At 50.4% G+C, this 14,108-nt stretch carries 11 protein-coding genes; 7 read left to right on the top strand and 4 right to left on the bottom strand.

The genetic code is table 11. The features are described from left to right. Positions 1-299 precede the first annotated feature (299 nt). The 3 genes from ACYVEA_RS13740 to ACYVEA_RS13730 all read left to right on the top strand — a co-directional run bounded on the left by ACYVEA_RS13740 (position 300) and on the right by ACYVEA_RS13730 (position 3,739). Positions 300-563 (top strand): hypothetical protein, encoded by a 264-nt coding sequence (locus ACYVEA_RS13740; RefSeq protein WP_461114001.1) that lies wholly within the window; start codon positions 300-302, stop codon positions 561-563. Positions 564-584: 21 nt separating this feature from the next. Then, positions 585-995 (top strand): hypothetical protein, encoded by a 411-nt coding sequence (locus ACYVEA_RS13735; RefSeq protein ID WP_461114000.1) that lies wholly within the window; start codon positions 585-587, stop codon positions 993-995. Between the two features lie 377 nt (positions 996-1,372). After that, positions 1,373-3,739, top strand: a complete 2,367-nt coding sequence (locus ACYVEA_RS13730; protein ID WP_461113999.1) for a gliding motility-associated C-terminal domain-containing protein — start codon at positions 1,373-1,375, stop codon at positions 3,737-3,739. Between the two features lie 6 nt (positions 3,740-3,745). Here ACYVEA_RS13730 and ACYVEA_RS13725 read toward each other — a convergent pair whose 3' ends face one another. From ACYVEA_RS13725 to ACYVEA_RS13710, 4 genes are all read right to left on the bottom strand, one after another. Further along, positions 3,746-4,345, bottom strand: a complete 600-nt coding sequence (locus ACYVEA_RS13725) for an HD domain-containing protein (protein ID WP_461113998.1) — start codon at positions 4,343-4,345, stop codon at positions 3,746-3,748. Between the two features lie 98 nt (positions 4,346-4,443). Continuing rightward, positions 4,444-5,646, bottom strand: coding sequence for an efflux RND transporter periplasmic adaptor subunit (locus tag ACYVEA_RS13720; protein ID WP_461113997.1), 1,203 nt, complete (start codon positions 5,644-5,646; stop codon positions 4,444-4,446). 46 nt (positions 5,647-5,692) lie between these two features. Next, positions 5,693-8,920, bottom strand: coding sequence for an efflux RND transporter permease subunit (locus ACYVEA_RS13715; RefSeq protein WP_461113996.1), 3,228 nt, complete (start codon positions 8,918-8,920; stop codon positions 5,693-5,695). Positions 8,921-9,017: 97 nt separating this feature from the next. Next, entirely contained in the window at positions 9,018-10,451 is a 1,434-nt protein-coding gene (locus ACYVEA_RS13710; RefSeq protein WP_461113995.1) for a TolC family protein, read from the bottom strand. 417 nt (positions 10,452-10,868) lie between these two features. Between ACYVEA_RS13710 and ACYVEA_RS13705 the strand changes: the two genes are divergently transcribed. From ACYVEA_RS13705 to ACYVEA_RS13690, 4 genes are all read left to right on the top strand, one after another. Further along, positions 10,869-11,714 (top strand): Rpn family recombination-promoting nuclease/putative transposase, encoded by an 846-nt coding sequence (locus tag ACYVEA_RS13705; protein ID WP_461113994.1) that lies wholly within the window; start codon positions 10,869-10,871, stop codon positions 11,712-11,714. Between the two features lie 66 nt (positions 11,715-11,780). Then, entirely contained in the window at positions 11,781-12,083 is a 303-nt protein-coding gene (locus tag ACYVEA_RS13700; protein WP_461113993.1) for a DUF1330 domain-containing protein, read from the top strand. A gap of 65 nt (positions 12,084-12,148) precedes the next feature. Beyond that, complete coding sequence (locus tag ACYVEA_RS13695; protein ID WP_461113992.1) at positions 12,149-13,144, top strand: lipid A deacylase LpxR family protein; 996 nt, start codon at positions 12,149-12,151, stop codon at positions 13,142-13,144. A gap of 84 nt (positions 13,145-13,228) precedes the next feature. Continuing rightward, positions 13,229-13,810: a hypothetical protein gene (locus tag ACYVEA_RS13690; protein WP_461113991.1), complete on the top strand. Its 582-nt coding sequence runs from the start codon at positions 13,229-13,231 to the stop codon at positions 13,808-13,810. The last annotated feature ends 298 nt before the right edge of the window (positions 13,811-14,108 follow it).

Raw genomic sequence — 14,108 nt, 5'->3', positions numbered from 1 at the left:
GACGATCCGGCTTTTTCTTTGCCCATGGCGACTTATATCCGCAACGGACCTCGCCCATTCCACGTATCCATATATACAGCCAGGAAACATAGGTGTTTCCCCTACTATCAGACTTAAAAGCGTTTCTGCGGTATTAACAGACAGCCCCTTAAAGCCATAAGACTGATCTATCAATCGTTAAAAGAATATAAAAAAGGGTGTTAAGACGCCTGGTTGCCCATTAATCCAATATCAGATGCCGGACCTATACGTTACCTTCTTAAACCGTGAAACAGCGGTCAACCTGAATAGCCCAGCAGATGACGCGTACAGCCATGCCAACCGCACCAACCCCTTCGGACACTACGTCCCAGCCTACCTTACAGGTTTTGTTATCCCAGTCAGAAGATGAGTTTTATGGAAGTCTGCAACGTATCTGGAACAACGTTGTACAACTCGAAGACATGGGGATTATCCAGCAGGAAAACGATAAGTTCGTCTATGCTTACCGCCTGGCTGAGGGTGAGTTACACCGGGCCTATTCAGAAAAAGCATTCGCGACATTGACTGCGCGGGTATCGTAAACCGTTGCTGTTGTGCACCTAATGAAAACGTATCATAACGAACACGTCACGGTAGTAACGGAGTGCAGTGTGCATCTGTTGCAGCAAACATGGGTGGGCATTCCCTCCAGCGAAAATTTCAGAGATGGATCACTGGCTACGATCGCTTTAGCCAGGCGGCATCAGATCAAACGGTGGCAGATCGACCTGCGACAGTTACGCGTGTTCAATCCGGTTGATTTGCACTGGTTTATTAAACATTGTCTTAACCAAAGCCAGTCTGGTTGGCCCAGGAAGGCACGAATAGCCATTATCCTGAATGATCTTAATCAATTTGGAAAGCTAGGGTCCGATCTGATCATCAGAGCGATAATGGCTGAAAACAATGAGCTGGCCTGCCGGTATTTCCTCGACAATGACGACACGTACCCCTGGCTGATGCTGGATGAATGAGACATCTGACACGCTGTCGGTAGGTCCGGCCCGTTTCATAGTACTTCGTGAAGATGGCTGTGCAACGGGCCGGACCTGTTTTACGTATTGCTTAATAGTATCCGGTTTTCTGGGAGCATCATGCTGATCCGTTTAGAGTATTCGGACTTGTGGCATGCCAGATCAGCTAATTCAGGACCGCATCCAGTGTTCGGCAGATGCGTATAAATACGGATAATTTTTCTTTATAGTAAAAAGATCGGCGGACTGGCATCATGTGCAAATTAGCGGTAACTTGTTTGTTCGTTGTTCAGTAACAGACTCCCATTTCTATAAAGAGGTACTAATTAACACAGTCGTAATTACATAGTAAGCAGGAGATTTAGAACGACTTGTTTATGCGCATTTTTACCTTCCCGTTTTTAATCTGGCTCCTGGTATTGAGCATCTCTATGCCTGCGCTGGCTACCCATCAGGTAGGCGGGCAGATCGAAATGCGCTACCTGGGCGACGTACAGGGCCATTACCAGATAACGGTCACTCAATATATTGAAGACGGAACGCGTGGAGCGGCCACCCAGGCTACGTCTGGAATGCTTGGAATTTTTCGCAAAAGCGACAATAGGCAAATGACCACATTCGTCGTCAATCAAGCCGGTTCCAAGCAACCAGTCGTTTATGCAAATGAATTTTGCGCGGCACAACGTAACCTCAGGTTCGTTGTCATTACGTATCTAGCCACCATTCAGCTGGCTCCGGCTACTTACAACGATCCACAAGGTTACTACATTTCCTACCAGACGCGTAACCGTAACGCGGGAATCAACAATATCAGCAACCCCGATCAAACAGGATTCACCTTTTACCTTGAATTTCCGGCCCTTCAGCAAAACGGGCAATATTTCACGAATTCGTCACCTCATTTTGGCACAATCAACGGCGAGTATGTCTGCATAGGCGATCCGTTCAAGTTTCCGTTTGGTGGCACTGACCCCGATGGCGACGAACTGCGGTATTCTATGGTGACACCCCTCAACCAGAAAGGTACGAATCAGAATGCGGTTTCGGCAGGACCTTATCCAGATGTCAGCTGGCTTTCGGGCTTTAGTGCTTCCAATGCCATGCCCGGTAGCCCCACCCTGAACGTAAATGCCAGAACCGGCCAGTTAACGGTGACAGCGACTGAATTGGGTTTGTTTGTCTTTGCCGTAAAAGTGGAAGAATACCGCGGTGGTGTCAAGATTGGTGAAGTACGGCGTGACTTCCAGCTACTGGTCGTTGAGTGCCCACCCCAAACGACACCCGAGCCCACTGTCCAGATCATGGACCGGCCCAAGGTCACAACAACGACGATTTGTACGGGCGAGTCGACCGTTCTGGTAGCGACGGTCAATCTTGACTGGAATTACCAGTGGCGCCGGGATGGTACCAATATAGTGGGCGCTACCAATGCAACGCTCACGGTTCGTGATGAAGGTCAATATACGTTACTCGTCTCTCAGAAAGCCGTTTGCAGCAAGTCGGGCGACTCCGATACGTTAACGGTTAAACAAATCAGTGCCAAAGCGAAAATCAGTACCCTCGGTCATTTGTGCGCCACAACAGGTTTCGCCATCTTAACCGCCGTGGGCGATACGGGTCTGGCCTATCAATGGTATCGGGAGAATCAGGCGTTACCTGGTCAGACAACTGACACGCTTTTTACGACCGAGCCAGGTCGTTACTTCGCGGCACTGACACAAAAAACGGTAGGCTGTAAAGCGAGCAGCGACACCACTTCGCTCGAACGTTCGGCGGCCGTGCAGGCAGTTATCAAATCGGCGTCGGGCCAGAACCGAATTTGCCCAAACGACTCACTAGCGCTGAATGCCAGCGGTGGCGAAGCGTATAGATGGCAAAAAGATGGGACAAAAGTTGGCAGCAATGGGGGCCAGTATACGACCCGAACAGCCGGAATTTTTAGCGTGACGGCTACCGATTCCTACGGGTGTGATGGTACGTCTCCCCCACTTACGATAACCCAGCTCGCGCCTGTTCTTGTCACGCTTGATTCGATTCCGGGGGTGTGCGGCCCCAACAATCCTGTGTATACGCTGGTGGGTAGTCCGCCGGGGGGCGAGTTTGCCGGCGACGGAGTAACGGGGAATCAGTTTAGTCCAGAATCAGCGGATATTGGCGACCATAAACTAACGTACACCGTCAAAGCGGCTCCCGAATGTGCTGGAACGGTGGCCACCCGAGTAGCCGTTGTGGCCCCTATTCCAACGATTAAACTAATTGATTCGCTGACGACCTACAAAGGCAATACGTTTACGTTAGATCCTGTCTATACTGGCAACCCGAATCAGTTCCAGTGGACACCCGCTACGTATCTGGACAATCCGAGCCTGGGCAACCCCTCGATTATGTCGATTGATAATGACATCACCTATATGCTTGAGGTAAAAAACAGTACAGGTTGTGCCGCCAAAGACACGATTCATATTACCGTTTATAACGGTGTCTGGATACCGGATGCCTTCTCGCCGAATGGTGACGGCCTGAACGACGTATGGGATTTACCGGGCATCGAAGCCTTTCCCGATGCAGAAGTCACTATTTTCAACCGCTGGGGCGAAGTGATTTATTCGTCTGCCAGGGGGTACCCAAACCCATTCGATGGTACATTGAATGGAACCAGCCTGCCCGTTGGCATTTATACGTATACACTACGTACTACACCCACCAGGCCCGTAAGAAAGGGACGTCTGGTATTGGTACGCTAAGTGATTCTAGTAAATTGTTTTCTTCAGAATACCATGCGCTACGCTATCGTTCAGTACTTGTTCTGCGTATTCCCAAATGGCTGTAGATCCGTGTTTGATCACCTGTTTCTTTTCGTAAACTTTAGCATAGTCAACATCGAACTCCTGCCACGTGCCACCATTGTTGGAGGCATTCTGAAGGAGTGGTTCCAATCGATCCATCGACCGGGCAAACTTCGCTTCGTTGGTTTGACTCTCCTCAAATTCCTCCCAGATAGCAATGTACTCGGCGGCCTGCTCGGCAGGCAGTATACCGAAAATACGTTCAGCAGCCAGCCGCTCTTCATTGGTGTTGGTATGGCTTTTCTGCGTATCATAAATGAACGTATCCCCCGCATCAATCTCCACAATGTCATGGATCAGAAGCATTTTCAGTACTTTCAGCAGGTCGATTTCAGTATTGGCATGTTGAGCCAGAATTATGGCCATCATGGCCAGATGCCAGCTATGTTCGGCATCGTTTTCGCGTCTTTCACTGTTAAAAAGCTTCGTCCGACGCTGGATATATTTTAATTTATCGATCTCTTTAAGAAATTCAATTTGCTTCACTAATTGATGAGGCTGCATGTTTTGGGTGATTTTTGGCTTGCTAAATGTCTATATATGACAACAGGCCGAAAGTTATAAACTTTCGGCCTGTCCGTTAATCATATAGTCGATTAGAATTACTTCTTCGCTACGGCTTTGACTTCCTGACCATCCCGAATTTCTTCGGAGGCTTTTTTGACGATTGTCGTACCTGCCTGCAAATCGCCGAATACTTCCACCAGACTATCCACAACGTTGCCTTTCTGGACCGATACCCATTGCGCCCGGTTGTCGTTCACCTTGATCACGAACATCTTTTCGCTCGAACTCACCACCGACGTTGTGGGAACGAACATCGTTTTCCCCGTTCGTTCGATTGGCATCAATACGTCGGCATACATCCCAGCTTTCAATTCATGGCTGGGGTTTGCTACGTCGAACTCAGCCATCATTGCCCGGTTGGCCTCTACCAGACTTTGGGCCGAACGAGCCAGTTTCGCATTGAAATGACGGTTGGGCATGGCGTTGACCGTAAACGAAACAGCACTCTTTGTTTTAAGTTGATTGGCAAACGTTTCCGGAATCGCCACGGTCAGCCGTAGCGTCCGGCTGTCTTCCAGCACGAACAGGGGCTTACCGCTGTCGCCCGCTCCAACCAATGCGCCGGGACTGATGTTCCGTTCGATCACCATCCCATCGAACGGGGCCGTGATGATAAGGTACTGCCGGAGTTCGGTTTTGGCCTGATAATTCGAGCGGGCTGCCTGCACGGTGCCCTTCGCTACGGCTACCATCGCGCTGTCGGCCTGCATTTTAGCCTGCGCCTGGTCGATCTCGTTCAACGAAACCGCACCTTCCATTTTTGCCGTTTGCAGCAGCCGCTGATACGTTAGCCGGCTGGCACGGGCACGCGTCGTTTGTTCGACCAGCGTGGCCTCCTGCGCCTGTAGCTGTGCCTGCGCCTGACTCAGTTCCGAGATCACTTCGGGGGCGTCGAGCCGGGCGAGCACCTGCCCCTTATGAACCTGCGTGCCCCGATCGACTGAAATATCCCGCACGAAGCCCTTCACTTTGGCATACATATTTACCCGGTTCCAGGGCTTCAGTTCGCCCGGAAGCGTGACCTGCTTGCTAGGTTGTAATGCCTGAACAGTTGATACGTCAACCTGCTGGATTTCAGGCGCTTTTTCGGCGAGTTTGTTATCGCTACTGGCCGTCGAACAGGCTGCCATGCCAACGGCAAGAGAGGCCGACCCGATTAGGTTGAAAAACGGTTTCTTCCGGCACAAAACGTGGAAGCGCGAAAGCGTGAAAGCGCGAATAATTAGTTGGGAAGTCATGGTTGTTTCCGTTGAAAGTTGACGAGGAACAATGGGTGAGAGCCGTCTAAACACTGGGGCTCATTTCCGGATGATAGTATTTGCTTTCCGGATCTTCCGGGTCGAGCGATACGGATTGAATGGCGGCTTTCGCCTGAAGCTGCGTGAAGATGCAGGGCAGAATCAATAGCGATGCCAGCGTTGAGGCAATCAATCCACCAATTACAGCCTGGCCCAGCGGGGCAATCTGATCGCCCCCCTCGCCAAGGCCCGATGCCATGGGCACCATCCCGGCAATCATCGCGATACTGGTCATCAGGATCGGGCGAATCCGGCTGTTGGCCGCCAGAACCACCGCCTTTCGCGTATCCCCGATTTCGAGTCGCAGGTTTTCCGCATTGGTAACCATCAGAATGGCGTTGGCCACCGACACGCCCACCGACATAATCAGCCCCATGTAGGATTGCAGATTCAACGTAGCACCGCAGGCCAGCAGCATCAAGAGTGCTCCGGCAACCACCGCTGGAATCGCAGCCAGAATCACCAGTGATAACTTAAACGACTGATAGTTAGCCGCCAGCAGCAGGAAGATAATGATAATAGCCACCAGCAGCCCCGTTTGCAAACTACTGAGCGTATCAGTTAATAGGTTCGTCTGGCCGCCCATTTCAACGAGTACACCCCGTGGCGGTTCGCCCGCTTCTTTAATGGCATTCTCTACGGCTTTCTGCGCCGTACCCAGGTCTTTTTTCTGCAAATTAGCCGTAATCGTTACCAGCCGATTCGGGCCGGCGCGGTCGTATTCACCTGGCGCCGTACCTTCCGAGAAGGTCGCTACGTCCGAGAGTAGCGGGTGCATTTCACCGCTTTTGAGCGGGATATTACCGATGTCACTGGCGCTGCCCATTTGGTATTCCGGAATTTGCACCTGCACCTGATACGCCAATCCTTTCGACTCATCGAGCCATAGATTTTTGTCGGTAAAGCGGCTGGACGAGGTAGCAGCCACCATCGACCGGGCTACCTGCGTCGACGTAACGCCCAGTTGTCCGGCGCGTTCGCGGTTCATCGTTACGTTCAGAACCGGGTACGCCAATGGCTGCGCAATCTGCACGTCGCGCAGGAAATCAATCTTCGCCATGCGCTCCCGGATCTTGTTGGCAAACCGTCCCGCTTCAGCGATGTCTTTGGCCGCTACGGTCACTTCAATTGGCGTGGATGCCCCCTGGCTCATGATCTTTTCGGTCAGCTCAATGGGCTCAAACGAGATGCTGGCCGTTGGCATTTCTTTGGCGATACGTTGCCGAAGTTCTTCTTTCAGATCGTCCATCTTCACGGGGTGATCTTCCTTCAGCGACACCTGCAATACAGCCTCGTGCGGCCCACTGTTGAACACGAAGATGTTGGACGTACCGTAGCTGGACGGTACTGTACCGACATAGGCCGACGAAATTTCAACGTTGTCTTTGCCAACCGTTTCTTTCAGAATATCCAGCACTTTCAACGTAGCGGTTTCGGTACGTTCAACCCGCGTTCCATCGGGAATACGAAGGCGCATCTGAAACTGGTGGCTATTGCCATGCGGCAGAATATCCGTTCCGATCGACAGGAAGCAGACGATAATAATTGCCAGACTGCCAATCAGATAGCCACCAACAACCACGCCCCGGACATTTAGAAGCCGTTCGAGCAAGCCCGAATAACGCTGTTTGAACTTATCGAAACCCGTGGCATTCTTGACGGGATGAGCGCCTTCATTCTCAATCATATGTCGTTCATTCGCATCGAGTGCCAGTGTTGGTGCTTCGTGGGGAGGATGGCTTTTCAGGAGCCAGTTGGCCATCACGGGCACGAATGTCTGCGAGAGCAGGAACGACGCAATCATGGCGAAACCCACGGAAAGCGACAGCGGCAGGAACATGGACCTCGGTACGCCACTCATCACGAACGCGGGCGCAAAGACGGCCAGGATCGACAGCAGAATCAGGAATTCGGGGAACACAATTTCTTTACAGGCATCCCAGATGGCCACGGCTTTGGGTTTCCCCATTTCCAGATGCTGGTGAATATTCTCAATCGACACCGTAGCCTGGTCGACCAGAATTCCGATGGCCAGGGCCAGCCCCGACAGCGTCATGATATTGATCGTCTGGCCGGCCAGATTGAGCATGATCACCGCCGACAGAATCGAAATCGGGATGGTCAGTACCACAATGATCACACTACGCCAGTCGCGCAGGAAGAGCAGCACCATCAGACCCGTTAACACCGCACCGAGAATACCTTCTGTCACCAGACTCTTGAGCGAGTTCGTTACGTAAACGGACTGGTCAAATTCGTAAGACAGTTTGACATCTTCCGGCACGGCAGCCTGAAGCTCTGGCAGGGCTTTGCGGATGTTGTTCACGACGTCGAGCGTGGACGCATCTGATTTTTTCACCACCGGAATGTACACGGCCCGACGACCATTTACCAGGGCATAGCCCACCGTTACGTCGGCCCCATCTTCGACCGTGGCAATATCGCGCACGAACACGGTGGGTCCCGATCCAACGCGAATGGGAATATTCAGGAAATCTTCAGGCCGTTTCACCAGTGAGTTCACCGGTGTCATCAGGGTTTTCTCACCGATGCGAATGTTACCCGCTGGTGATGGCTGGTTGTTGGCGACGATCGACTTAATAACTTCCTCCGGCGTTAGCTGATAGCTACGTACCGATTGTGGATTTACCTTGATGATTACGGTCCGCTGGTTCCCCCCAAACGGCGGAGGGCTGGATACGCCCGCAATCCGGGAGAACATCGGCCGCACCCGCGACGACGCATAGTCCTGAATTTCGTTCAGCGACCGACTCGGGCTTTCGAACACCAACTGCCCCACTGGCACCGAACTGGCATCGAACCGGACCACCTGGGGCGGCACAGTGCCCTCCGGCATATACGCTTTGGCGCGTGATACGTTGTTCGCAACTTCAGCCGCGGCCTGGGCCATGTCGGTGCCGGGATAGAACGAGAGTTTGATCAGCGACAGCCCCTGAATGGTTTTTACGTCGATGTCGCGGATACCCGATACGTACAGAAAGTGATCCTGATAGCGGGTTGCAATGAAGCCGTCCATCTGGTCGGGCGCCATCCCGCCGTAGGGCTGCACGACGTAGATCGTGGGCAAGTCGAGGTTCGGAAAAATGTCGACCGGAATGGTAAACAGCGACATGACCGAAAAAAACAGGAGTCCCATAACAGCCACGACCACCGAAATAGGTTTTCGCAACGCAGAACGAATGATGTTGTACATGATTAATTAGTTTTCAGTTTACGGTTTTCAGTTGCTGACGCGCCAGCATTGTATGCGCCAGCAACTGAAAACCGTAAACAGTGAACTGTAAACCCATTTATTTTACCTGATTCATGAATAGCGATAAATCCCCCTCAGCAGCAGATTTCAGGAGCAGATAGCGCCAGACGTTGCTGGTCGCTACGTAGCCATCGACTTCAGCGCGGTTCAGTGTAACGACCGTTTGAAGCAGCGTTATCAGATCGGCCAGTCCACTTTCGTAGCGCGACTTTGCCTGATTATACGCTTGCCGGGCGGCCCGTAACTGAATCGGTGCCTGCCTGGCCTGTTCGAGCGCTACCTGGTATTGGGTTTCGGCTTCCTGATACTGGCGGGTGATCTGTAGCCGTTGCGTGTTGAACAACTGCCGCGACCGTTCGACCTGAAAAAGATCGGCGTGGTAATCCTGCCGACTACGTAGCATGTTGGTCAGATTCCACCGGGCCACTACGCCCACGAGGTAGTTTGATACCTGATAGCCAAGCCCGTTGATCTGGTTGCTCTGGAAAATATCGCCCTGATTGGAAAAGCCCGATCCACGCGCATTGCCCACCCCAACCAGCGAGATCGTCGGCATACCCGCCCGCTGCGTGGCCAGACTCCGGGCCGCCGACAGATTGATCTGCGACTGGAATAACCGCAACGTTGGATTTTTCGGAGACAGCGAGTCGGACAGGAACGTACCGTTTGGAAGACTCGTGTAAAACTGCATGCTATCGACCTGCATGTTTGTCTGAAGCTGACCCGTCAGTTCCGACAGTCGCAACCGCTGCACCTGTTCCTGCTGCTGACTTTCGAGCAGTAGCAGCCGGGCACGAACGGCTTCGGCAGTAGCCAGCGAGCTATCGACCCCGGCCTTCATGCCCGACCGGACACCCGAATCGACCACGCGTTTGAATGTCTGCGCCCGCTCCAGATTGCTCCGTTGAATCTGAACCAGTTTCTGATTGATAAGGAGTTGTAAATACGCATCAATGGTGCGGACCTGGTGCTGGAAAATCTCGTTTTCGTAGTCGACCCGGCTGCGTTGAAGATCAGCATTGGCCACTGCTACGTTGGCTTTTACCCGTCCGAACGTAATGGCCCGCCACTCGATGGAGGCACTGGTAAAACTGCCAAAGCTGGCCTGCGATACGTTGGTCGCACGAACGCCCCCGGATGTAGAAATATTCGTGCCTTCATTCGGAAAAAACGAGCCGTTCAGGCTGTTACTGGTGGCATAATTATATTGATCCTGCACAATCATGTTTGGCAGAAATTCCGTCCGGCTGGCGGCCACCCGTCGTTCAGCGCTGCTGATTTCGGCCTGTTTAGCTTTCAGAAACGGATATTGCCGAACACTCTGCTCAACAACCTGATTGAGGTTGAGTGATTGCCCCGATGCCTGAAACGTGAGTAGCCCCGTTCCGAGCAGTAACCAGACTGTTTTTCTTCGGAATACAGAATCGGCAGGCGGCCGTTGTGCGTAACAACGAAAATGTGCGTTTTTCATCCACAACAACTTGACCGCGCTAAGATTGACTCCCGATCAAGTGCCTACAAAACACGATCTCAATGTTGGAAACATTTGGGAAAACGGACGTTTGGCAGAGACATTCAGCTGTTTTTTGCCGGTTAATCCACATTTACCAGTGCCTCTCAAAGGCTATTTACCTTGACAAGATTCTTTGAAAAGTAAATATGAGCGCGTTTGACGCGGGTAAGCTTCCGGCGAAGAGAAGCCCCTCTTATGGGAGAGTTGTTAGTTCAACTTAGGGATATAAAGGTTGAACTAACGTATTGAAATAAAGTCACATACAATTAGCCTTATAATCTTCTTCTGGGAGTTTAGTATGTGGATCAGTATTCCAACAAGAGAAGGTTTTAAAGCATAGAAAGTATGTCTCCAATGTTTAGTTAACTTTACTAAATGGAGACAAGTGTTTATATTCCTATTATTTCAGATTATGGTTTTAAAGCCACCTTTGGCAATGAAGCCGACAATTTATTCTTACGAACAGCATTACAGGCTCTTATTCGTTCGGACATACCCATCCGAGAGATTCAGTTTGACAAAAATGCGTTTGAGGCTTTAACGATTGATAGTCGAAGTGGAATCTTTGACTTGTCCTGCACTGATGAAAATGACACTCAGTTTATTGTAGAAATGCAGTTGGGCTATGCCCCTTACTTTGTGCAGCGCATGAAATTCTATGCATTGCACAAGTTTAATACATTGGTTGAGCGGGGCGAATTTGATTATGTGAACTTGCCCAAACTCTATGCGATTGCCTTTTTAGCCAAAAGTATTTTACCTACGCCGTCTTTTCATACCATCGCCAATTTACGCAGTGAGCAAGGTGAAATCATTGATAGGCAAATGACGTTTATTACGGTAGAATTAGCTAAATTTAACAAGCAAGTCGCTGAAATTGAGACAGACCTAGACAAATTGGTTTACACAATGAAAACGCTGCATACAACCGAACCCACGCAATATCCAGCCTTTTGGAATGAGGAATGGTTAAAACGGGCTATTGATGAGTTGGATACCCGAAAGATGACACCTGAAGAACGGGCGTATTTCGCGCGTGTGACAGCGGCTAATGCTGAGGCAGTGAAGGCCGAGAAGCAGAAAATTGAAGAAGCAAAAGAGGCCGTAAAAACAGAAACAGTAAAAAGAATGCTGACTGGCAGTCAGCTATCAGTAGAAGATATTGCAAACTTCAGTAGCACGTCTGTGGATTTTGTTTTGTCCATAAAACAAAATCTTTAAGTCGACAAGTAGCTGATAATTGGATTTGCCGGGGACAAATGAATTGATTAAGGGTAGTGCAAAAATATGATTTACTTCACCCAATTAATTTACATCAACGAAGGGCAGGAAGATGTCTTCCACCAATTTGAGGACGTTGCCATTCCGCTCATCGAGAAATATAATGGGCGGCTTCTGCTACGTATACGACCCACCGACGACGCGTATATTGAACACCAGATTGACAAACCCTACGAAATTCACCTGGTCGAATTTGACAACGAGGCAGACTTTCACGCGTTCAGCCGCGACGAAAGCCGGAAGCAGTTTTTGCATTTAAAGGACCAGTCGGTCAAGTCATCAATGCTGATTCAAGGGGTAAAACTTTAGTGGGCAGTAAGCGCTCTCATGCGCAAATCAATCCGCAGCTACAGGATAGGCGTAGATAGCTTATCATGCAGAAATTCAAAACCTATTTAGCTTTTTTCGGGTGGTTGGTTCCCGTATTGAGTATAGCGCAACGTATCGATAACACGGCTTCGTTTCGGCAAATGAACCAGGATAGCTACGTCCGCCTGCACTACGACAATGACTATTTCACCGCGACTGACTATTACTATACCCAGGGGTACAATGTTGAAGTCGTCAATCCGGCGCTCCGAAAAAATCCGCTTACGAAGCTGCTCATTAAAGCCACAGGCAATCAGGTTCAATACGGGCTGGCGTTCGAGCATTTTGGTTTTACCCCGACTATTATCCAGAGCGATGCTATTCTGGTGGGTGATCGCCCGTTTGCGGGTTGTATTCTGCTCAAAACATTCAGTATATCAACCGATACGGTACGCCGGATCAGGGTAGCGTCGGTGCTGAGTACGGGAATGATTGGGCCGGTTGCGTTTGCAGGCGACATGCAGGCGGCCATTCATCGGCTCATCAACGGGGTTGAACCACACGGCTGGCAGTACCAGATTCGTAACGATGTGATACTGAATTATGCTCTCAATTTTGAAAAACAACTCTATGCCTATCGCCATGCGCTGTCCATAAGTGCCAATGCGCAGGCGCAGGTTGGTACGTTCGCCGATCGGTTGCAAACGGGGTTTGTGGTGATGGCAGGCCGGTTCGATTCACCGTTTAGACGTACTCCGGCCAATCGGCGGTTGCCTTTTCAACTATATGCATACGCTCAACCGTTGATCAGTTTAGTCGGTTATGACGCTAGCCTGCAAGGCGGTCTGTTCAATCGAAGCAGCCCCTACGTCATTTCGGCCAACCAACTGACGCGCACTACGTTACAGGCGAATATTGGCGCCGTTTTCCGCTACAGAAACCTGTATCTTGAATATTACCAGTCGTTGCTTACCCGGGAATTTGACACGGGCATGCCACACCGCTGGGGTGGCGTGAAAATCGGCGTATCCTTCGGTACGTTTGCCAAAGCCGTAAAGTAACAGGAGCCCGCAATCATTTAGATTTCAGCTTATTAGGCCGTAAATTACGTCGCAAACAATTCTACTATCAACGAATCTCAGCCCATGACTACATCAGCCAAACTCCTGAACGTACTGGATTGGACGGTTCAGGCAATCCGCTTTTTCAAAAATCACTTTCTAATTATTTTCGGTTTAGGGCTGGTCGCGGCCATAGGACGGGCTGTTCAGCTCCGGGCGTTTGGCCCCGTCAGCCCGCTGGCGCACACCTTGCTCGAAATCGTGATCGAGAGTGCCCGCATCCTGCTATTTTTCTATGCGCTGGGACTGACTAACGTAAGAACTGGCGCCAACCGGCTTATTCAGCTTGTCACCAATAAACAGGGACGTAAACAAAGCTGGCGCGTAGCGATTCAAAAAGTGAAGCAGAAGTGGTTCGCGATGCTGATCAATTTTGTCCTGTTCTCGGTTATCGCTTTTCTGTTCAATGTGCTGATCAATCACATTGCCTACGAAACCTGCCTCTACATTACGTTGAAATCCCGCCAGCTCATTTCTGACCAGACTTCCGAATGGGCGATCATTCTGTTTTTCAAGAACATTTCGGTTATTCCTTTCACCTTGATTTTCAACGCGCTGTTTCTGCTCTGGCTCGTCAATCGTTTGCCAAAATCAGTGGTTTACTGATACGTAGCACTAAAAAAATAGTCGTGCCTCGATTTGGTCTGGGGCACGACTATCTACGAACGTTTATAGGTAGTGATGGTGGAATAGGAGTATTATCCGTGCTTATTTATGAAGTTGATTCGCTGCGGCAATGGTCTTATTCTGCGCTTTTATACTGAAAGATAGCAGGGTACCGATTAGCAAAGACGAAAAAAAGACACTAAGCAGTAAACAGTGTTTGAATTTCATGGTATACGTAGTTCCAGGTGGAAGGATGATACAAAAATGGTGTATAGCCGACCGCCATGCTATGACAAAT

The organism is Spirosoma jeollabukense, assembly GCF_054777855.1.
Note: the sequence above shows the minus strand (reverse complement) of the source record. Positions and strands in the feature narration are given on the sequence as shown.